19 protein-coding genes are annotated in these 20637 nt (G+C 71.4%); 3 read left to right on the forward strand and 16 right to left on the reverse strand.

Going from position 1 to position 20637, the window contains the following annotated elements:
* Nucleotides 1-85: 85 nt before the first annotated feature.
* The 11 genes from ABD912_RS02725 to ffh all read right to left on the reverse strand — a co-directional run bounded on the left by ABD912_RS02725 (nt 86) and on the right by ffh (nt 8097).
* Complete coding sequence (locus tag ABD912_RS02725; protein WP_345148297.1) at nt 86-412, reverse strand: DUF2469 domain-containing protein; 327 nt, start codon at nt 410-412, stop codon at nt 86-88.
* Nucleotides 413-434: 22 nt separating this feature from the next.
* Nucleotides 435-1277, reverse strand: a complete 843-nt coding sequence (locus ABD912_RS02730; protein ID WP_345148299.1) for a ribonuclease HII — start codon at nt 1275-1277, stop codon at nt 435-437.
* A 3-nt stretch (nt 1278-1280) separates the two neighbouring features.
* Nucleotides 1281-2183, reverse strand: coding sequence for a signal peptidase I (gene lepB, locus ABD912_RS02735; RefSeq protein WP_345148301.1), 903 nt, complete (start codon nt 2181-2183; stop codon nt 1281-1283).
* On the reverse strand, nt 2180-2767 hold the full coding sequence (gene lepB / locus ABD912_RS02740) for a signal peptidase I (RefSeq protein ID WP_345148302.1): 588 nt from the start codon (nt 2765-2767) through the stop codon (nt 2180-2182). The genes lepB (ABD912_RS02735) and lepB (ABD912_RS02740) overlap by 4 nt, the downstream gene beginning before the upstream one ends.
* Nucleotides 2768-2890: 123 nt before the next feature.
* Nucleotides 2891-3250, reverse strand: coding sequence for a 50S ribosomal protein L19 (rplS, locus tag ABD912_RS02745; RefSeq protein ID WP_345148303.1), 360 nt, complete (start codon nt 3248-3250; stop codon nt 2891-2893).
* A gap of 305 nt (nt 3251-3555) precedes the next feature.
* Complete coding sequence (gene trmD / locus ABD912_RS02750; protein ID WP_345148305.1) at nt 3556-4401, reverse strand: tRNA (guanosine(37)-N1)-methyltransferase TrmD; 846 nt, start codon at nt 4399-4401, stop codon at nt 3556-3558.
* A gap of 1 nt (nt 4402) precedes the next feature.
* Nucleotides 4403-4930: a ribosome maturation factor RimM gene (rimM, locus tag ABD912_RS02755; protein WP_345148306.1), complete on the reverse strand. Its 528-nt coding sequence runs from the start codon at nt 4928-4930 to the stop codon at nt 4403-4405.
* Nucleotides 4931-5068: 138 nt separating this feature from the next.
* Nucleotides 5069-5311 (reverse strand): RNA-binding protein, encoded by a 243-nt coding sequence (locus ABD912_RS02760; protein WP_149955431.1) that lies wholly within the window; start codon nt 5309-5311, stop codon nt 5069-5071.
* Nucleotides 5312-5313: 2 nt separating this feature from the next.
* On the reverse strand, nt 5314-5727 hold the full coding sequence (gene rpsP, locus ABD912_RS02765; RefSeq protein ID WP_345148307.1) for a 30S ribosomal protein S16: 414 nt from the start codon (nt 5725-5727) through the stop codon (nt 5314-5316).
* A gap of 245 nt (nt 5728-5972) precedes the next feature.
* The gene (locus ABD912_RS02770) at nt 5973-6521 is read right to left on the reverse strand and encodes an NUDIX domain-containing protein (protein ID WP_345148308.1); all 549 of its coding nucleotides are present in this window, start codon (nt 6519-6521) and stop codon (nt 5973-5975) included.
* Nucleotides 6522-6546: 25 nt separating this feature from the next.
* Nucleotides 6547-8097: a signal recognition particle protein gene (ffh, locus tag ABD912_RS02775; protein WP_345148309.1), complete on the reverse strand. Its 1551-nt coding sequence runs from the start codon at nt 8095-8097 to the stop codon at nt 6547-6549.
* Between the two features lie 79 nt (nt 8098-8176).
* On the opposite strand from ffh, the gene ABD912_RS02780 reads away from it, so the two are divergent.
* Nucleotides 8177-9622, forward strand: coding sequence for a glucose-6-phosphate dehydrogenase (locus ABD912_RS02780; RefSeq protein WP_345148310.1), 1446 nt, complete (start codon nt 8177-8179; stop codon nt 9620-9622).
* An 89-nt stretch (nt 9623-9711) separates the two neighbouring features.
* On the opposite strand, the gene ABD912_RS02785 is transcribed toward ABD912_RS02780, so the two are convergent.
* Both ABD912_RS02785 and ABD912_RS02790 read right to left on the reverse strand, forming a co-directional pair.
* Nucleotides 9712-10050, reverse strand: a complete 339-nt coding sequence (locus ABD912_RS02785; RefSeq protein WP_345148312.1) for a P-II family nitrogen regulator — start codon at nt 10048-10050, stop codon at nt 9712-9714.
* A complete protein-coding gene (locus tag ABD912_RS02790; protein WP_345148313.1) occupies nt 10047-11354 on the reverse strand; it encodes an ammonium transporter in 1308 nt (435 codons plus the stop codon). The genes ABD912_RS02785 and ABD912_RS02790 overlap by 4 nt, the downstream gene beginning before the upstream one ends.
* A gap of 281 nt (nt 11355-11635) precedes the next feature.
* Here ABD912_RS02790 and ABD912_RS02795 point away from each other — a divergent pair, with 281 nt between their 5' ends.
* Nucleotides 11636-13141, forward strand: a complete 1506-nt coding sequence (locus ABD912_RS02795; RefSeq protein WP_345148314.1) for an MFS transporter — start codon at nt 11636-11638, stop codon at nt 13139-13141.
* A 35-nt stretch (nt 13142-13176) separates the two neighbouring features.
* On the opposite strand, the gene ftsY is transcribed toward ABD912_RS02795, so the two are convergent.
* Nucleotides 13177-14361, reverse strand: coding sequence for a signal recognition particle-docking protein FtsY (gene ftsY, locus ABD912_RS02800; protein ID WP_425548025.1), 1185 nt, complete (start codon nt 14359-14361; stop codon nt 13177-13179).
* A 213-nt stretch (nt 14362-14574) separates the two neighbouring features.
* On the opposite strand from ftsY, the gene ABD912_RS02805 reads away from it, so the two are divergent.
* The gene (locus ABD912_RS02805; protein ID WP_345148316.1) at nt 14575-15813 is read left to right on the forward strand and encodes an MFS transporter; all 1239 of its coding nucleotides are present in this window, start codon (nt 14575-14577) and stop codon (nt 15811-15813) included.
* Nucleotides 15814-15826: 13 nt separating this feature from the next.
* Here ABD912_RS02805 and ABD912_RS02810 read toward each other — a convergent pair whose 3' ends face one another.
* Together ABD912_RS02810 and smc are read right to left on the reverse strand one after the other, a co-directional pair.
* Complete coding sequence (locus ABD912_RS02810) at nt 15827-16915, reverse strand: glycosyltransferase family 2 protein (RefSeq protein WP_345148317.1); 1089 nt, start codon at nt 16913-16915, stop codon at nt 15827-15829.
* Nucleotides 16916-16974: 59 nt separating this feature from the next.
* The gene (smc, locus tag ABD912_RS02815) at nt 16975-20556 is read right to left on the reverse strand and encodes a chromosome segregation protein SMC (RefSeq protein WP_345148318.1); all 3582 of its coding nucleotides are present in this window, start codon (nt 20554-20556) and stop codon (nt 16975-16977) included.
* Nucleotides 20557-20637 lie beyond the last annotated feature (81 nt).

The following is a 20637-nucleotide window of genomic DNA, read 5'->3' on the forward strand; positions in this document are numbered from 1 at the left end:
GCCCGCTGGCGCGGGTGCGGCTGTGGAGGGCAGCCGGGTCCCCTCCGTGGCGACGAAGCCGACAAGAAAGGGCCTGCCCCGCGCGCTAGTGGCCCATTCCCGCATCCTTGGGGATGGTGAGGTCTTCGCTCTTGCTCAGTTCCTCGATGTTGACGTCCTTGAAGGTGATGATCCTGACGTTCTTGACGAACCGCGCGGTACGGTAAACGTCCCACACCCACGCGTCCTGGAGCGTGACGTCGAAGTAGATCTCCCCGTCCGCCGAACGCGCCTTGAGGTCGACGTGGTTAGCGAGGTAGAAGCGCCGCTCCGTTTCGACCACGTAGCTGAACAGGTTCACCACGTCCTTGTATTCGCGGTAAAGCTGCAGTTCCATGTCGGTCTCGTAGTTTTCGAGGTCTTCGGCACTCATTGTTTCCTCCTGGTCTCGAAGACTATTGTGCCTGATCGGCAATGGTCAGCCGCCAGCTGCGGCGGTGCTGGACGCTGGCCCCGAGCCCGGCGATCGCCGTCCGGTGCGCCTGCGTCCCGTATCCCTTGTTCACTGCCCACCCGTAGCCGGGCAGCTCGGCGTCGTAGCCGACCATGAGGGCGTCGCGCTCGACCTTGGCCAGCACGCTGGCGGCGGCGACGGAGAGGCACTGCAGGTCGGCCTTGACCTTCAGCCGCACGGCCACGTCCACGCCGTCGTCCCTGCGCTCGGGAGCGTCGCCGTCCAGCCCCTCGAACAGGACCGGCTGTTCGCGCCTGCCAAGCCAGTCCAGGTTGCCGTCCAGAAGTACGACGTCGGGGCGCACCTCGGCGGGACGCGCCGCCGCGGCCGTCCAGGCCCGGGTGCCGGCCAGCCGCAGCGCCGGCACCAGGCCCAGCGCATCGATCTCCGCGGCCGAGGCGTGCCCGACACCCCACGCCGCCGCCCACGCGCGGATCAGCGGCACCAGGGCCTCGCGCTCGGCGGGTGCCAGGAGCTTGCTGTCGCGCACCCCCGGCAGCGGTTCGGTCCGGACCGGGTCGACGACGACCAGGCCCACCGTAACGGGTCCGGCCAGCGCGCCGCGGCCGACCTCGTCGCATCCGCCCACCAGGCGGAAGCCCTGCGCGGCGAGGGCGCGTTCGGTTTCCAGTGTGGGGTCCTGGATCAGCGGGTCCGCGAGCCTGCCCGGCAGGGGCCTGCGGGACGAGCTCCCGCGGGCCGCGGTCTTGGACCCCGACGTCCTGGACGCGGGGGCCTTGGACGCAGGGGCCTTGCGGAGCGGGTCCTGGCCGGTGGCCGCCACGGCCTACTCCGTCCCGTCCGGGGGCACGGCGGCGAAGACGTCGTGGTGGTCCGAGACGATGCCGATGCGGGCCAGCGGCCAGGCGATCACGGTGGTCTTGCCCTCCACGTCCCCGATGTCGACGAACCCGCCGTCGATGTCCTCGTGGTACCGGGAGTCGGCGGAGGCGTCGCGGTGGTCGCCCAGCACCCACAGCTGGTCCTGGGGAACGGTCACGGAGAACTCCTCGTCGGAGGGCGCGGCGCCGGGCCAGACGTAGGGTTCGGTGACCGGCTCCCCGTTGACCAGGATCCGACCGTCGGGGCCGCAGCACTCGACGGTGTCCCCGGGCAGCCCGATCACGCGCTTGACCAGGTGCTGCTGGGACGAGTCCGGCAGGAGTCCGACGAAGGCGAGGAACCCGGAGACCGGGTTCACTTCCACCGGGTCCGTCTCGCCGAGCCATCCCTTGGTGTCCTTGAACACCACGACGTCCCCGCGTTCCAGCTCGAACGGGCCGGGCACCAGCAGGTTCACGAAGATGCGGTCGTTGATCTCCAGGGTCGGCTCCATGGAGCCGGAGGGGATGTAGAAGGCCCGGAAGAAGAAGGTCTTGATGACGAAGGAGAGCACCAGCGCGATGCCGGCGATCATCAGGATCTCCTTCAGCCAGCCCCAGGCTCCCTGGGCGGCGCGGGTACCGCGGCCGCCCTCGCCCCTGCGGTCGGCCCGGCGTCCGCGCTCGCGGCCCTGCCCGCGCCGCTGCCGGCGTCCCTGCGCGGCGGCGGGCTCCTCCGTGCCGTCCGGCTTCGACATGGGCCCGTCCTTCCTGTGCTGGTTCTCGACGGCGCCGTATGGGTTTTCGACGGCGCCCGGCTGGTTTGCGGCCCGGGGCTGGCGTCCGTCCGGCGCGCCGTCGTCGTTCATCCGTCCTCCCGCGGCACCGCGGCGCGGCGGTCCAATGGCCAAACCACGGAGGTGACGCGTCCCAGGATGCGGTCGACCGCGATCATCCCGCCGCCCGGGGCCCCCAGCAGTGCGCGCGAATCGGCGGAGGCCGAGCGGTGGTCACCCATCACCCACACCCGCCCTTCCGGGACGGTCGCCACGAAGTCGATGGTGCTGGCCGCGTCCCCGCCGTACACGTAGGGCTCGTCCAGCGGTTCGCCGTTGAGTAGGAGGAATCCGTCCGCATCACAACACTCTAGGGTGTCCCCGGCCACCGCGATAACCCGCTTCACGTAGGACGTGTCGTCCCCGGTCAGGCGCAGGGCACGCAGCAGCGCGTCGACGGCGTCGGGGCGGTGGTAGGGCAGGAAGGAACCGCGTCCGTCGAAGACCACGACGTCGCCGCGGCGCACCTCGCCGCCGCGGTACGCGGTGCGGTCCACCATGATGCCGTCGCCGGGGGTGAGCAGCGGCTGCATCGATTCGCTGCCGATGTGGTAGAAGTCCACCAGGGTGGCTCGCACGACGACGGCGAGAACGGCGGCGGCCACGAGTGCGCCCACGACAAGGCGCCAGCCCCAAGAACGGGACCGGCGCCTTGCGCGCCCCGGCGACGGATCGCGGGGGCTGGGTTCTATCTGCAAGATCTCTAGGGGCGCCCGGAGGCGTCCGCAGTTCGGATCAGGCTACTTGGCGGTGCCGAAGTCGCGCTTTTCCTTGATCTTGGCGGCCTTGCCGTGGCGATCGCGCATGTAGTACAGCTTCGCGCGACGCACGTCGCCGCGGGCGAGGACCTCGATCTTGTCGATGATCGGGGAGTGCACCGGGAAGGTACGCTCCACGCCGACGCCGAAGGAGACCTTGCGGACCGTGAAGGTCTCGCGCACGCCGTCGCCCTGGCGGCCCAGGACGAAGCCCTGGAAGACCTGGACGCGGGAGTTCTTGCCTTCGATGATGTTCACGTGCACCTTGACGGTGTCGCCGGCGCGGAACTCGGGAACGTCGCTGCGCAGGCTGGCTGCGTCGAGGGAATCGAGAATATGCATGGATATTCCTCCTAGGTGGCCGCCACGGGTCCTCCACCATGAACGCGGCGACAGGGCCGTCCCCGAGGGGAAGCGGCCGTCTCGCCGAAGCTGGTTCACCGGCGGATCCGGATTCGGATGCCGGGCGGCCCGGCTGTTGGCCGGCTCCCCCCGTGGCAGGAGGTGGCCCAGCAGGCACAAACACCCATTTTGCCACAGCATCGACGGCCAGGCGAATCCCGGGCATCCGGCCACCCGAGCCCGCCCCACCCGGTTCTCCGGACATTGCCCGGGCGCGTGCGGGCGGGGTTTTCCGCAGGCTCCGGTCAGGCGGGGTGAGCGGGCGCCTCGGGAGCCTCAGGCACTTCAGGCTCGGGCGCTTCCGGGCGGCGGACGATGCGCCCCTCGGCCAGCATGAACCCGGCGTGCCAGAGCGTGTCGCGGTCCTTCGCGTTCAGGGTCGCGGGGTCCAGCGCCAGGATCAGGTCCGGGCGGCGGGCCGCGGTGCGCCGGAGCTGTTCGTTGCGGCGGTGGCGGGCGATCTTGCCGTGGTTGCCGCCGAGCAGGACCTCGGGCACCGCGCGCCCCTCCCACACCGCGGGCTTGGTGTAGACGGGGTACTCGAGCAGGCCGTCGGAGTGGGACTCCTCGACGAGCGACTCGGGGTTGCCGACCACGCCCGGGACCAGCCGCCCGATCGCCTCGACCATGGCCAGCACCGCGACCTCGCCGCCGTTGAGGACGTAGTCGCCCAGGGATACTGGCCGGACCTCGAACCGTTCGGCGGCCCATTCGAGCACGCGTTCGTCGATGCCCTCGTAGCGGCCGCAGGCAAACGCCAGGTGCGGCTCCTCGGCGAGCTCGTGGGCCATCCGCTGGGTGAACACGGCACCGGCCGGGGACGGGACGATCAGCAGCGGCTTCCTGCCCGCCGGCACCGGCGACGCCTCCGCGATCTCCGACAGCGCGGCCGCCCACGGCTCCGGCTTCATGACCATGCCGGCGCCGCCGCCATAGGGCGTGTCGTCCACGGTGTGGTGCCGGTCGGTGGTGCGCTCGCGCAGGTCCTGGACCCGCAGGTCCAGCAGGCCGTCGCGGCGGGCCTTCCCGATCAGGGACAGGTCCAGCGCGGCCAGGTATTCGGGGAAGATGCTGACGACGTCGATGCGCACGCTAGTCCTGCTCCTCCGCTTCGTCCCGGTTGAGCTCGAACAGGCCCGGGGGCGGGGTGACGACGACGAACCCGCCGTCGAGGTCCACCTCGGGAACGATTTCCTCGACGAAGGGCACCAGCACCTCGGCGCCGTCGGTGGCCTCGACGATCAGCAGGTCCTGCGCGGCGTGGGTGCGCAGGCCGGTGACCTTGCCCACGGAGGCGCCGTCGACGCGCACGTCCAGGCCCTCGAGCTCGTGCTCGTACCAGGCGTCCTCGTCGTTCTCGACGTCCTCGGCGTCGACGAACAGCTGGGCCCCGCGCAGCGTTTCGGCCGTGTTGCGGTCGCGGACCTCATTGAAGGCCAGCAGCAGGATCTCCTTGTTCCAGCGGGCGGAGGCGACCGTGAGCTTGCCCAGCTTGGCCGGCTCGACGATCAGTTCGGTGCCGGGGAGGAAGCGGTCCTCGGGGACGTCGGTCATGACCTGGACGGTGACCTCGCCGCGGATTCCGTGCGGCTTGCCGATGCGTGCGACCTGCAGGCGCATGCTTGCTCCATTCGTGGGTGTCTGGCGTGGGGGTGTGTCTGGCGCGGGGCCCTTCGGGGCTCCCTGGGGCTTAACGGCACCGGCCCCGCACCGTATTCGGTGCGGGGCCGGTGCGCGTTGGTGGTGTCGCTTGCGCGACTAGCGGCGGCGGTCCGTGTCGACGACGTCGACGCGGATCGGCTCGCCGTCGGCCAAGGCCGCGACCACGGTGCGGAGGGCCTTCGCGGTGCGTCCCTGGCGGCCGATGACTCGGCCCAGGTCGTCCGGGTGGACGCGCACTTCGAGGGTCTCCCCGCGGCGGTTGCTCTTGAGTTCAACGGTCACGTCGTCCGGAGAATCGACGATTCCGCGCACCAGGTGGTCGAGCGCCTCGGCCAGCACTGCTACTCGGCCTCGGTGGCTTCAGCCTCGGCGGCCGCGGTCTCCTCGACCTTGGCGGCCTTCTTGGTGATGGCCTCGGGCAGGATGACCGAGCCCTTCTCCGGCGCGACGAAGGCTTCCTTCGGAGCCTTGGTCTTCAGGGTGCCTTCCTGGCCCGGCAGGCCCTTGAACTTCTGCCAGTCGCCGGTGATCTTCAGGATCGCGGCAACCTGCTCGGTCGGCTGGGCGCCGACGGACAGCCAGTGCTGGGCACGCTCGGAGTTGACCTCGATGAACGAGGGCTCCTCGGTCGGGTGGTACTTGCCGATCTCCTCGATGGCACGGCCATCGCGCTTGGTGCGGGAATCCGCGACAACGATGCGGTAGTACGGGGCGCGCATCTTGCCGAAGCGCTTCAGGCGAATCTTAACGGCCACTTTTGTGGTCACTCCTATTTCTGGTGAAAAGGTCGAACCCAGGTTTCTGCTCCCGTGGGGCGGGCCGTACTTCGCGGGTTCAAAGGACAAGACGGCGCGCGGAGAGAGGGGCCACGTGCCATCGAGTACCTTGCCATTATGCCAGAGGGTTCGACTCTTGCGCGAACCATCCCGGCGTGGCGGCGCGGCGTGTCCGTGGCCGGGCCCCGATCGCTGCCCGGGAGCCCCGTTCACTGCCCGGCAGTTCAGTCCCGGCGCAGGATCTGGGGCACCTCGGGCAGCTCCGGCATGAGCCGGCGGACCGGGCCGGCGCCGGGACGCTCCCGCGCCGTCGCGTCGCGGCCGTCCTCGAGTTCGGCCGTCCCGCCCAGCTCCAGCGCCCACAGCGCGGCGGCGGCGCGTTCGCCCTCGGTCGGTTCCAGGAGGCGGGAGACCGCCTCCGGGTGGGAGAACGCGGCCTCCAAAGCGCCGTCATCGGCGGCGAAGACCGTCACGCCGGTGTCCCAGGTGCCGCCGTCGAAGACCAGGGAGAGCGAGCCGCCGTCGGCACCGGTGGCGAAGTCCTGGACCAGCAGGCGGCCGATGCCGCCCTCCAGCGCCAGCCGGCGCAGGGCCCGTTCGGCGGTGGCGCGCGGGGAGGATTCGGGGCGGACCGCTCCCCCGGGCAGCTTCCACATCCGGTCCGCCCCGCGAACCAGCAGGACCCGGCCGTCGGTGCGGCGCAGCAGCACCGTGGCGACAACGCGATGGCGCCAGCGCCCGCTCAGGAACCCGTCCAGACCGGTGGTGGTCATCGTGCCCGGACCCGCCTGCCCGGACCTAGTTGCCCAGGAACTTCTCGAAGCCCTTGGGCAGGTTCAGGTCCTCCGGCTTGAAGTCCTTCCCGGCGTTGCCGAAGGCGGCGCCGGCCGGCAGCGAGGGCTTGCGGGTGGCGGCATCGGCGGCGGCCTGCGCGGCCTTGGCCGGGTTGCCGTACTTCTGCTTCTTCTTGGCCCCGCCCTTGGCGGGGGCCTTCTTGGCGCGGCCGCCGGGCATGCCCGGCATGCCGCCGCCGGAGGCCATCCGCTTCATCATCTTCTGCGCCTCGGTGAAGCGCTCCAGCATCGAGTTGACCTCGGACACGTGCACGCCCGAGCCCTTGGCGATGCGGGCGCGGCGGGAGCCGTTGATGATCTTGGGGACGCGGCGCTCGTGCGGGGTCATCGAGCGCACGATCGCCTCGATGCGGTCGATCTGGCGCTCGTCGAACTGCTCCAGCTGCTGGCGGGACACCTGGGCCCCGGGCATCATCGTGAGCATCTTCTTCAGCGAGCCCATCTTGCGGATCTGCTGCATCTGGGCGAGGAAGTCCTCGAGGGTGAAGTCCTCCTGGTCGACGAACTTCTTCGCCATCCGCTCGGCCTCGTCCTTGTCCCAGGACTTCTCGGCCTGCTCGATCAGGGTGAGGATGTCGCCCATGTCGAGGATGCGGGAGGCCATGCGGTCCGGGTGGAAGACCTCGAAGTCGTCCAGGTTTTCGCCGGTGGAGGCGAACATGACCGGCTTGCCGGTGATGGAGGCCACGGAGAGCGCGGCGCCGCCGCGGGCGTCGCCGTCGAGCTTGGAGAGCACGACGCCGGTGAAGTTCACGCCGTCGTTGAACGCCTGGGCGGTGTTGACCGCGTCCTGGCCGATCATCGCGTCGATGACGAAGAGGACCTCGTGCGGGTTGATGGCGGCGCGGATGTCCGCGGCCTGCTGCATCATGTCCGCGTCGACGCCGAGGCGGCCGGCGGTGTCCACGATGACGATGTCGTGCTGCTTCTGGCGGGCCTCGGAGACGCCGTTGCGGGCGACCACCACGGGATCGCCCGTGGGGGCCTCGAACTCGGAGGAGACTCCCGGGTGCGGCGCGTAGACCGGCACGCCGGCGCGTTCGCCGTTGACCTGGAGCTGCTTGACGGCGTTGGGGCGCTGGAGGTCGCAGGCGACCAGCAGCGGGGTGTGCCCCTGACCCTTGAGCCACTTGGCCAGCTTGCCCGCGAGCGTGGTCTTGCCGGCGCCCTGCAGGCCGGCGAGCATGATCACCGTCGGCGGGTTCTTGGCCAGGTTGATGCGGCGGGTCTCGCCGCCGAGGATGCGCACCAGTTCGTCGTTGACGATCTTGACGACCTGCTGGCCGGGGTTCAGCGCCTGGCTGACCTCCTCGCTCAGGGCGCGCTCCTTGACGTGGGCGGTGAATTCGCGCACCACGGGCACGGCGACGTCGGCGTCCAGCAGCGCGCGGCGGATCTCGCGGACGGTGCCGTCGACGTCGGCCTCGGTCAGGCGGCCCTTGCCGCGGAGGTTCTTGAAGGTCGCTGTCAGGCGGTCGGAGAGGGAATTGAACACGTGCAGTGCACTTCTTTCGCTAGGCGTGTCTGCGTGCGGGCGCCGCCCGCTTGACTCAACATCCAAGCCTAGCAAGGACATGCAGACAACACAGGGCAATGGTGACAGGGTGGACATCGTGGCTGCAACCGGGACCCGGCACGTGAAGACCCTGCTCATCCTCGGCGCCTCGGGGGACCTGACGGGGCGCCTGCTGCTGCCCGGCCTGGCCGGGCTGATCGGCACCGGCCGCGTCCCGGGCCTGGTGCTGGCGGGAGCGGACGCCGCGGACTCCGGCGGCCAGGCGTGGCGCGACCGCGTGCAGAAGACATTCGGCGAGGCGAGGGACGCCGCGAACGACGCCGGCCGGCGCGATCTCGACGAGGTCGCCGCCGGCACGACGTACCGCGCCGGGGACGTGACGCAGCCCGGCGTGCTGGGGCGGATGCTGGCCGAGCTGGAGGGCCCCGCGGCCGTGTACTTCGCGCTGCCGCCCGCGGTCACCGAGGCCGCCTGCGAAGTGCTGGCTCCGGAGGAGGTGCCGGAGGGAACGACGCTGGTCCTGGAGAAGCCGTTCGGTACCAGCAGGCAGACGGCGCGCGCGCTGAACCGGACGCTGGCCCGGCTGGTGCCGGAGCCGAACATCCACCGCATCGACCATTTCCTCGGCAAGGCCACGGTGCTCAACCTCTTGGGCCTGCGCTTCGCCAACCGGCTCCTGGAACCGCTGTTCGTCAGCGAGCACGTGGCGAAGGTGGAGATCGTCTACGACGAGGAGCTGGCCCTGGAGGGCCGTGCCGGCTACTACGACCGCGCCGGGGCCCTGCGGGACATGATCCAGTCCCACCTGCTGCATGTCCTGGCCTTTCTGGCGATGGACGCCCCGGCATCGTTGGGGGAACGGGACCTGCGCGACAGCATCGCGGCGACGCTGGAGGTGGCCTCCGTGCCGGAGGATTTCGCCCGCAGCGCCCGGCGGGCCCGCTACACCGAGGGCAGCAGCCAGGGCCGCCCGGTGCCGGACTATGCGGCCGAGGCGGGGGTGGACGCCTCCCGCGGCACCGAGACGCTGGCCCAGGTGGAGGTCCGCATCGACAACCCGCGCTGGGCCGGGGTCCCGTTCATCCTGCGCTCCGGGAAGGCGTTGGGGCGTCGGCGCAAGGAGGCCGTGGTCACGTTCCGGCCCGCGGGCCACCTGCCGGCCGGCTTCCGGGGCCGCGATTCGCCCACGCGCCTGCGCATCGGCTTCGGTCCGGACACGCTGGTGCTGGAACTGGACGTCAACGGCCCGGGAGACCCGTACACGCTGGACCGCGTCGACCTGCGCGCCGACCTCAACTCCCCCGACCTGCTGCCCTACGGCGAGGTGCTGCTGGGGGTCCTGACCGGGGATCCGACGCTCTCGGTGCGCGCGGACACGGCCGAGGACTGCTGGCGGATCGTCGAACCGGTGATGGCCGCCTGGGCGGCCGGAGAGGTGCCGCTGGAGGAGTACCCGGCCGGCAGCGGCGGGCCGGCGGGATGGGCCGCGCCCCCGCTCACCTGACGCTGCCACGGTGACGGCACGGAACAGGGCCGCCCCGACGTCGTACGTGGTGTACGACGCCGGGGCGGCCCTGTGTGGACTGCGTTCGGCTACAGCGCGGCGTCGCCGCGTTCGCCGGTGCGCACGCGCACCGCTTCCTCGACCGCAACGACCCAGACCTTGCCGTCGCCGGCGCGTCCGGTGTTGGCGGTGGCGACCAGGACATCGACGATGTCCCCGGCCCATTCGTCGCTGACCAGGACCTCGACGCGCACCTTCGGCAGCAGGTCGACGGTGTACTCCGCCCCGCGGTAGACCTCGGTGTGTCCGCGCTGGCGGCCGTAGCCGCTGGCCTGGCTGACCGTCAGGCCCTGGACCCCGTAGCTTTCCAGGGCGCCTCGGATCGATTCGATCTTGTCCGGCCGGACAATTGCCGTGACCAGTTTCATGCCTTTGCCTCTTCCTTCTTGTGGCTCTTCAGGTGACCGGAGGTCGCCGGGTGCGGGACGAAGCTGCCGCCGGTGCCCAGGCCGCCGAACTCGTAGGCGGTCTCGGCGTGCTGCGTCAGGTCGACGCCGGCGATCTCTTGCTCGGCCGTGATCCGGAAGCCGATGGTCTTGTGGATGGCAAGGCCGATGATAGTCGTCATCACGCCGGAGAAGACGATTGCGACAATCGCGGCCACGGTCTGGGCGCCCAACTGGGCGAAGCCGCCGCCGTAGAAGAGGCCGCCGCCGGTGCCGTCGACCGGCAGGGCGATGAAGCCGAGGGCCAGGGTGCCGATCAGGCCGGAGACCAGGTGCACGCCGACGACGTCCAGGGAGTCGTCGTAGCCGAAGCGGTACTTGAGGCCGACCGCGAGGGCGGAGGCGACGCCGGAGACGATGCCCAGGGCGATCGCGCCCATCGGGGAGACGTTGGCGCAGGCCGGGGTGATGGCGACCAGGCCGGCGACGATGCCGGAGGCGGCGCCGAGGGAGGTCGGGTGGCCGTCGCGGATGCGCTCGGTCAGGATCCACGCGAGCATCGCTGCGGCCGGGGCGACCATGGTGTTGATCCAGATCAGGCCGGCTTCCTCGGCGGTGCCGGCGGCGCCGCCGTTGAAGCCGAACCAGCCGAACCACAGGAGGGCCGCGCCGAGCATAACGAACGGGATGTTGTGCGGGCGCTGGCTCGGGTCCTTGCCGAAGCCCTTGCGGACGCCGAGGATCAGGGCCAGGACCAGGCCGGCGACACCGGCGTTGATGTGCACCACGGTGCCACCGGCGAAGTCGATCGCCTCGCCGGCCCAGCTGCCGATGGCGCCTTCGGCGCCGAGCAGGCCGCCGCCCCAGACCCAGAAGGCCAGCGGCGCGTAGACCAGGGTGACCCAGATGGGGGTGAACAGGGCCCAGGCGCCGAACTTGGCGCGGTCCGCGATGGAGCCGGAGATCAGGGCGACGGTGATGATCGCGAAGGTCGCGCCGTAGCCCGCACCGATCAGGTCCTCGCTGTTGAGGATCGATTCCATGCCGAACTGCGTGAAGGGGTTTCCGAAGAGTCCGCCGATGTTGTCGCCGCCACCGGCCATCGAGTTGCCCCACATCACCCACACGACGCCGACCAGTCCAACGGCGACGAAGCTCATCATCATCATGTTCAGCACACCCTTGGCGCGGGTCATGCCACCGTAGAAGAATGCCAGTGCTGGGGTCATGAGCAGCACCAGGGCCGCGCAGACCATCATCCAGACGTGACCTGCGGTCAGATCCATTCCGTCCTCCTGTGATTGGTGCGGTTTTCCGCTTTGACACAAGATTCACTGACGCGTGTTTCGGCCAGCAGAGGCGGTTGTTTCCCACCGGTTACAGGATCGGCCGGCGCGTAAAGAAGTCGTGGCCCGCATGTTGCGTGCATGTTTCGTGGCCTTGTGAGGGATCTTGCGAGGGATCTTCCCGGGTGCCGCTGCGAAACTTCGGAGGGGAGGCGGCGACCCTGCGCCCGGCCGGCACCTGGGCATGTCCGCGCCCTAGGGTTGTCAGTACACTGGGACGCATGACCGAGCAGGAACCGGCTCCGCCGGGCGCGCCTGCGGCTCCTGGCGGCGACGCGGGCGTCCCCGCGGACACGGCCGTCACTTCCGCCCCGGTCGAGGACGATCCGACCCCGCGCCTGGCCGATCCCGACGCGATCGACACGTCCTTGCGCCCTGCGGCCCAGCGGTCCCGCACCTTCGCCGGAATCCTGGTTAATACCGCCCTCGCCAACATCACCACCAGCTACCTGTGGTTCGCCCTGACGTTCTGGGTGTACCTGCAGACGCGCAACGTGATCGCCACGGGAGCGATCGGCGGCGCCTACATGCTGTTGATCGCCTTTTCCAGCATCAGTTTCGGCACCTTCGTGGACCGCTACCGCAAGCTTTCCGTGATGCGTTTCGCCGCCGCCTTCACCCTGGTGATGTTCGCGCTGTCCGGGGCCGTGTTCGCGCTGACGCCCGCCGACCGGATGCTGGACCTGACACAGCCCTGGTTCTGGGTCTTCTCCCTGATCATCCTGGCCGGTGCGGTCGTGGAAAACATGCGCAACATCGCCCTCTCCACCACGGTCACCATCCTCATCGAGCCGGATCGCCGGGCCAACGCCAACGGGCTGGTGGGGATGGTGCAGGGACTGATGTTCATCGTCACCTCGGTGCTGTCGGGGCTGTCGGTCGGGCTGCTGGGCATGGGCTGGACGATCGTCGTCGCCGTGGTGCTCACCGCGTTGGCGTTCGCGCACCTGCTCACGCTGCGCATGCCCGAGGAGGTGCGTGCGGCCGCTACGGACGCGCAGGGCGGATTCGACCTGCGCGGTTCCCTCGCCGCCGTGCTGGCCATTACGGGACTCTTCGCGCTGATCGTGTTCTCCACGTTCAACAACTTCATCGGCGGCGTCTACATGGCCCTGATGGATCCCTACGGCCTGGAGATGTTCCCCGTGGAGCTGTGGGGGACCTTCTTCGCGCTTGGCGCGAGCGGATTCATCGTGGGCGGCGCGCTGATCGGAAAATTCGGTCTCGGGTCCAACCCGTTGCGCACCATGCTCATCGCGGTCATCCTCATGGGAGTCCTCGGAGCGGTGTTCACGCTGCGGGAGTGGGCCTGGCTCTACATCGCCGGCATCTGGCTGTACCTGGTCCTGGTGCCGTTCGTGGAGGCCGCCGAGCAGACAGTCATCCAGCAGGTGGTGCCCCTGCAGCGGCAGGGCCGGGTGTTCGGATTCGCCATGGCGTTCGAGTCCGCGGCGGCGCCCATCACCGCGTTCCTCATCGCCCCGATCGCCCAGGTCTGGATCATTCCGTACGCCCGCTCCGCCGAGGGCTCCGCCCGGCTCGCCCCGCTTCTGGGCGAGGGCACCTCCCGCGGCATCGCCCTGGTGTTCCTGGTGGCCGGGCTCATCATGGTCGCCGCCGCGTCACTGGCTTTCCTGACCCCGGTCTACCGCCGGATCTCCGCATCGTACAAGCGGGCGGCCACGGAGGCGCAGGCGGCGGCTCCTGCGCCTCCGGCCGGGCGATGACGGGCCGGGAAGGGGACCGCCCCTAACCGGTACGTCTAGTCCAGCAGGGCGTCGACGAAGGCCTCGGCGTCGAACGGGGCCAGGTCGTCCGGGCCCTCGCCCAGGCCGACCAGCTTCACCGGGACCCCCAGCTGGCGCTGGATGGCGACCACGATTCCGCCCTTGGCGGTGCCGTCGAGCTTGGTCAGGACGATGCCGGTGACGTTGACGACCTCGGAGAACACCTTGGCCTGGTTCAGGCCGTTCTGTCCGGTGGTCGCGTCCAGGACCAGCAGCACCTCGTCCACGGTGCCGTGCTTCTCGACGACGCGCTTGATCTTGCCGAGTTCGTCCATCAGGCCGACCTTGTTCTGCAGGCGGCCGGCGGTATCGATCATCACGACGTCGACCTCCTGGTCGATGCCGGCGCGCACCGCCTCGAAGGCGACGGACGCCGGGTCCGCGCCGTCGACGTCGGCCTTGACGGTCGGCACGCCGACGCGGTCGCCCCAGGTGGCCAGCTGTTCGGCGGCGGCGGCGCGGAAGGTGTCCGCCGCGCCCAGCAGGACGTCCTTGTCCTGGGCCACCAGGACGCGGGCGAGTTTGCCGATGGTGGTGGTCTTGCCCACGCCGTTGACGCCGACGACCATCATGATGGCGGGGCGGTTGGGGTGGCGCTCGGAGGCGAGTTCGCGGTCCATCGACGGGTCGACGAGCTTGACCAGCTCCTCGCGCAGCATGTCGTGGACAAGCTTGGGGTCGCGGCTGCCTTCGACCTTGACGCGCGCCTTGAGCGCCTCGACCAGTTCCTGCGTCGGCTCGGTGCCGAGGTCCGCCAGCAGCAGCGTCTCTTCGATCTCGTCCCAGACGTCCTCGTCGATCGTGTCCCGGGACAGCAGGGCCAGCAGGCCCTTGCCCAGGGCGTTGTTGGACCTGACCAGGCGGGCGCGCAGGCGGGCCAGCCTGCCGCGGACCGGGGCGGGGACCTCCAGGGCCGCCACCTCCGGGACCTCCTCCAGCCCCAGGTGGTGCCCGGCCGGCGGCGCTTCGGCGGTTTCGACGGCGGGGGCCGGCGCGGCCGGGGCCTCGGGCTCGGCAACGGCGGTGCCGCCGGAGCCGGCGGGCAGGTCGTTCGCGTCCCGGGTGCTGGTGTAGGTGCCCGGAGGCGTCTTGCGTCCGCGCAGCAGGAAGGCGGTGCCGACGCCGAGGATCAGGACGACGGCGGCGACAATGATGATCAGAAAGAGGTCTTGGGTAGGCACGGCACAAGCTTCTCACAGCCCCGCCGCCGCACGGGCAAGGACGGCACGGCCGGGCGCCGCGGGGTGGCGGCTGGCGGCTACCCGCCTCCCCGTTCGCGGCCTGTCCCACACGCTTCGCGCGTGGGGACCCCTGGCCGCTCTCTTGGCTCGCACGCTCGCGGCGGGGCCCTCGGCGGCTAGACTCTTCCCGTCATGGCCACTCCCCCTCTGCCTCCCGAGTCCCGCCCCGCCGGGGGGCCCCGCTCCGCCGACGCGGCCCCACGCGAACCGGTGCCCCGCGAGATCCGGGTGCTGATCGCAGCGGCGTTCCTGATCGCGATCGGGTTCGGCCTGATCGCTCCGATCCTGCCGCAGTTCGCGCGCAGCTTCGACGTCGGGGTCGCGGCCGCGGGCATGATCGTGAGCGTGTTCGCCCTCACCCGGCTGCTTTTCGCCCCGGTCAGCGGCCGGCTCACGGACCGGCTCGGGGAACCGATCGTCTACGTCGGCGGCGTGCTGACCGTGGCGGTGTCCACCATCCTGTGCGGGCTGGCCGCGGACTACGCGCAGCTGATGTTCTTCCGTGGCTTGGGCGGCATCGGGTCCACGATGTTCACCGTCTCGGCGATGACGATGATCGCCCGGCTCTCCCCGCCCTCGATGCGCGGGCGGATCTCCGGGATGTACGCCACCGCGTTCCTGACCGGCAACATCGCCGGCCCGATCGTCGGCGGCCTGCTCGCCGGGCTCGGCTACCGGCTTCCGTTCTTCCTCTACGGCGGAACCCTGGTGGTCGCGGCCGGGCTGGTCTTCGTCCTGCTGCGCCATGCCGGCAGGGGCAGCCGCGGCAACGCCAACGCCAAGCCCCCGATGTCGGTGCGGGAGGCCCTGGGGGTGCCGACCTATCGGGCGGCCCTGTGCTCGGGCTTCGCCAACGGGTGGTCGACGTTCGGGGTGCGCACCGCGCTGGTTCCGCTCTTCGCCGCGCAGACCTTCCTCCACGGGGACGCCTACGCCGGCGTGGCGCTGGCCCTGTTCGCCGCCGGCAACGCGCTTTCCCAGCCGTTCGCCGGCAGGGTGAGCGACCTCTACGGGCGCAAGGTCCCGCTGATGTCCGGCCTCGCGGTGGCGTCGCTGGCGATGGCGGGCATCGGCTTCACCTCCTCCGTCCCGCTGTTCCTGGCGCTGGCGGTCGTCTCCGGCGTGGGCACCGGCTTCATGAACCCGGCCCAGCAGGCGGCGGTGGCCGACGTCGTCGGGCCGGACCGCACCGGCGGCAAGGTCCTGGCCACGTTCCAGATGTCCGCCGACCTGGGCGCGATCCTGGGTCCGGTGCTCGCGGGGCTGATCGCCGACCGGCTTGGCTTCGGCTTCGCGTTCGGCATGACCGCGGCGATCGGGCTGCTCGGCGCGGCCGCCTGGCTGCCGGTGCGGGACCGGCGCCCGGCGTGAGGCCGCCGGGCCCCTATTCCCCCCGCGCCTCGCCGGCGCAGTAAGCAACCATGCCCGCATGGTCGCGGGCCAGGATGAGCTCGGTCTTGCGCCTGTTCCGCTCGCCCAGCTGCTGCTGCAGGTCCGGGGTGATGAAACGCTCGACGAAGGCCGCATGCGCCAGGATCCAGCGGCGCTGGACCGGCCGCCGGAAGCGGGCGTAGCGCCGGGGTTCGTAGAACCGCAGGCACTTGCGCCGATACAGATCCAGCACCAGCAGCCCGCCGGTCCGCGCATCCGGCGCTCCCTGCTCAAAGATCTCGGCGATCCGGGTGACGGAGCTGACGTAGTCCTCGGGTACCACCGGCCTGCTGCTGATGTTGCCGCCGTCGTCGCGCCGCCGGAGCTGGTAGTAGTCGTAGTCGGCCAGCACGGAGGTCCGCCGCGAGCGCAGGTAGCACTCGGAGATGAGGATCCCGTCCTCCAGCCTGACCCTGCCCTCGGGGAAGCGGATGCCGTTGTCCGCCAGCAGTCGGCGCCGGATCAGCTTCTGTGGCGCCAGGGACACCGCCACCGTGCGCAGGGGGGCGTCAAGCAGGGTCTTCTCGAACAGCGCGTCGCGGACGCCGCGGCCGCCGAGGCCCACCATCTTCGGCAGCAGGACGTCAACGTCATGCTCCTGTGCGTAGTCCACCATGCGGCGCAGGGCCTCGGGCCCCAGGCGGTCATCGGCGTCGCAGAAGAAGACGAATTCGGCCCGGCTCGCCGCCAGCCCGACGTTCCGCGGTTTCCCCGGCCACCCGCTGTTGGGCTGGTGGATCACCCGTGCGTTGGGGTTGCGCGCTGCGAAGGCCTCAAGGACCCGGCCGCCGGAGTCGGTCGATCCGTCGTCGACGGCGATGACCTCGTAGAGGCGCCGGTCCATGTCCTGCTGCTCGAGGGATTCGAGCAGCTCGGCCAGGTACGGCATCGCGTTGTGGACCGGGACCACCACGCTGACCAGTGCGGTGTCCGCACTGGAACTCTCCCCCGAGTCCCCTTCCGGGTGGACCCTGCGAGCCAGGCTGCGGTAGCGGTCCAACGCTTGGCGGCGGACAATGCGGACACGGCGCGCAAATTCCATGGAGCACCCTTTGACTAGGCGGTAGGCGGAGTGCTCACATTCTGGCACACCGCGCCCGGCTAGCCTTCCCGCTCGATCCGCTGGCTGATCACCATCGACACCCCGTCCCCGCGCATGGTCACCCCGTAGAGCGCGTCGGCGATCTCCATGGTGCGTTTCTGGTGCGTGATGACGATCAGCTGGCTGGATTCGCGCAACTCCTCGAAGATCGTGATCAGCCGGCCCAGGTTGGTGTCGTCCAGCGCGGCCTCGACCTCGTCCATCACGTAGAAGGGCGAGGGGCGCGCCTTGAAGATCGCCACCAGCAGGGCCACCGCGGTCAGCGAGCGCTCGCCGCCGGAGAGCAGGGAGAGCCGCTTGATCTTCTTGCCGGCCGGCCGGGCCTCCACCTCGATGCCGGTGGTGAGCATGTCCGACGGGTCGGTGAGCACCAGCCGTCCCTCGCCGCCTGGGAAGAGCCGGGCGAAGACCCGCTCGAACTGGGCCGCGGTGTCGGCGAAGGCCTCCGCGAACACCCGCTGGACGCGCTCGTCGACGTCGCGGATGATGTCCAGCAGGTCCTTGCGGCTCGCTTTGAGGTCCTCCAGCTGGGTGGCCAGGAAGCGGTGCCGCTCCTCCAGCGCGGCGAACTCCTCCAGCGCCAGCGGGTTGACCTTCCCCAGCGCCGCGAGGTCGCGCTCGGCCCGCTTGAGCCGCTTCTGCTGCTCGGCGCGGTCGTAGGGAACCTCGGTGGGCACCGGGTTCCCGTCGGCGTCGACCTCCTGGTACAGCGCCGCCCACTTGTCCGTGGTGCCGCCCGCCTCCGCGGACGGCACCGGCAGGTGGGGTCCGTAGTGCTCCAGCAGGTGGTCGGGGGTCATCCCGAGCTCCTCGATGGCCCGGTTCTCCAGCGCCTCGAGCCTCAGCCGCTGCTGCGCCCTGGCCAGTTCGTCGCGGTGCGCGGCATCGGTCAGGGAGGCCAGCTCCCGGCCCAGTCCTTCGGCGTCGGCGCGGACCCCCGAGAGCCGCGCCTCCAGGTCCGCCCGCACGGCCTCGGCGCGGTCGCGGGCGGCCGCGGCCAGCTCCAGGGACACGGCGGCGTACCGTTCGGCGGTCCCCGCGGCGGCGGCGACGGCGCGGGCCGATGCCGCCTGCCGGCGCCGGACCCGGGCACGCGCCTCGGCCTGCGCGCGGGCCCGGCGCTCGGTTTCGGCGGCGCGGGAGAGGGCCTGGACGCGCCCGCGCAGGGAACCGACCTGTTCCTCGGTCCCGCGCAGGGCCAGCCGGGCCTCCAGTTCGCGCTGGCGGGCACGCGCGGCGGCGGCGGCGAGCGCATCGCGGGTCCCGGTGGCCGGTTCGTCGTCGCCGTCGGCGGATTCCTGCGCCGCCTCGAGGCGTTCGACCGCCTCGGCGAGCGCCTCCTGCCCGGCCTCGATCTGGGCCCGGGCCGCCTCCGCGCCGGCGGTGAGCCGGTCGCGCTCGGCTTCGGTTTGGCGCACCGCCGCCTCCAGCTGGGCCAGGCGGGCAGCCTGGGCGGAGTTCCGCGTTTCGGCGGCACGCAGCTGGGCCAGGGCGGCGTCGGCCTCCGCGCGGGCGCGTGCCGCCTGGCCCGCCAACTCCTCGGTCTCGACGCGGGCGGCCTCCACGGCAGCCTCCGCCCCGGCCAGCCGGCGGGCGGTCTCCTCCACGGCCGCCTGCGTCTCCAGCAGCGACGGCGCCGCGCCGGTGCCCCCGGCGGCGGAGGCCGCGGTGAATACGTCCCCGTCGCGGGTCACCACGCGCCAGGCCGGGTCGGCGGCCAGCACGGCCGCCGCCTCCCGCGCATCGGCGACCACTGCGGTGCGCGCCAGCAGGTGCCCGACGGCGTCGGCCAGCCCCGCGGGGGCCCGCACCAGGGTGCGGGCCGGAACCGCGGGGGCCGGCGGATCCGGCTCGGCCGGGGCGGCGGGGGCGTCGGCGAGCAGCAGGTGGACGCGGCCGGCGTCGTCGGCCTTCAGCCCGTCCAGCACCTCCCGGGCGGTGTCCAGCCCGTCGGCCGTCAGCGCCTCGGCGGCGGGCCCGAGCGCGGCGGCAATGGCTGCCTCATGGCCGGCGTCGACCTCCAGCCGGGAGGAAACGCGCCCGCCGATGCCGGCGGGGGCGGCGGCCAGGATGTCCTCGGTCGCGTCCTTGCGGGCCAGGCCGTGCCGGAGGGCCTCGAGCCGGGCGGCCAGCGCGGCGCGGTCGCGGTCGTGGGCGCCCTCGCGGGCGCGCGCTTCCCGTACCCGCACCTGGAGCGCGTCGGAGCGTTCACGGGCCCCCTGGAGGGCGGCCTCCGGGTCTTCCCCGCCGTTCCCGGAGGGTGCGGACTGTTCCTGCGCCGCCGTCTGCTCGGCCTGGGCCGCGGCACGGCGGGCCTCGGCGTCCGCGGCGGCAGCGAGCAGGCGGCCGCGTTCGCCCTCGGCGGCCTCCACGCGGGAACGTTGGGCCCCGACCTTGCCGGCCAGCCGTGCCAGGCCTTCGCGGCGGTCGGCGGCGGCGCGCAGCAGGGCGGTCAGCCGGCGCTCCTCCTCCGCGGAGGCGTCCTCGGAGGCCATGCGGGCCTCGATGGCTTCCTCCAGCAGTTCCCGACGGACCTCGAGCTGTTCCTCCACCTCGGCCAGCTCGTCGCGCAGGCGCCCGGCCTGGAGTTCCAGCCGGTCCGGGTCCCGGCCCGGGTCCGGCTGCGCCTCGACGGCGCCGAGGAGGCGGGCGCGTTCGGCGGCGAGCGCGGAGAGCGAGCGGAAGCGTTCGCGGACCGATCCGAGCCGGTACCAGGTGTCGCGGGCGGCATTGACGGCCGGTGTCGCCTGCGCGGCGGCGACCTCCAGGGAAGCCAGTTCGGCGCGGACGGCGCCCAGCCGCGCGGTGACCTCCTCCTGCCGGGACTTCAGCGCGGCCTCGTCCGCGCTCTCCTTGGCGAGGTTCCCGGCCAGGGTGGCGAGGTCGTCGGCGAGCAGGCGGGCGCGGGCGTCGCGGACCTCGAACTGGACGGCCTGTGCCCGGCGGGCCACCTCCGCCTGCTTGCCCAGCGGGGTGAGCTGGCGGCGCAGTTCGGTGGTGAGGTCCTGCAGGCGGGTCAGGTTGGCCTGCATGGCGTCCAGCTTGCGGACCGTCTTTTCCTTGCGGCGGCGGTGCTTGAGGATGCCGGCAGCCTCCTCGATGAAGCCGCGCCGGTCCTCGGGGGTGGCGTGCAGGATCCGGTCCAGCTGCCCCTGGCCCACGATCACGTGCATCTCGCGGCCCAGCCCGGAATCGGAGAGCAGCTCCTGGATGTCCAGCAGGCGGGCCGGTTCCCCGTTGATCGCGTACTCCGACCCGCCGGCGCGGAAGAGCGTGCGCGAAATGGTGACCTCCGCGTACTCGATCGGCAGCGCCCCGTCGGTGTTGTCGATGGTCAGCGAGACGTGCGCGCGGCCCAGCGGCGGGCGGCCTGAGGTCCCGGCGAAGATGACGTCCTCCATCTTGCCCCCACGCAGGGTCTTGGCCCCCTGCTCCCCCATCACCCAGGCCAGCGCGTCCACGACGTTGGACTTGCCGGAGCCGTTGGGGCCGACGACGGCCGTCACTCCGGGTTCGAAGTCGAAGACCGTCGCGGAAGCGAAGGACTTGAATCCGCGGACGGTGAGGGACTTCAGGTGCAAGGCGGCGGGCTTTCGCTGGGTTGGATCGATGTAGGTTGGATTGAAGGAGGCCGGGGTGGAGCGGGCCGGCGGAATCTGGCC

The organism is Arthrobacter ginkgonis, from assembly GCF_039540195.1.
Lineage (GTDB): Bacteria > Actinomycetota > Actinomycetes > Actinomycetales > Micrococcaceae > Zafaria > Zafaria ginkgonis.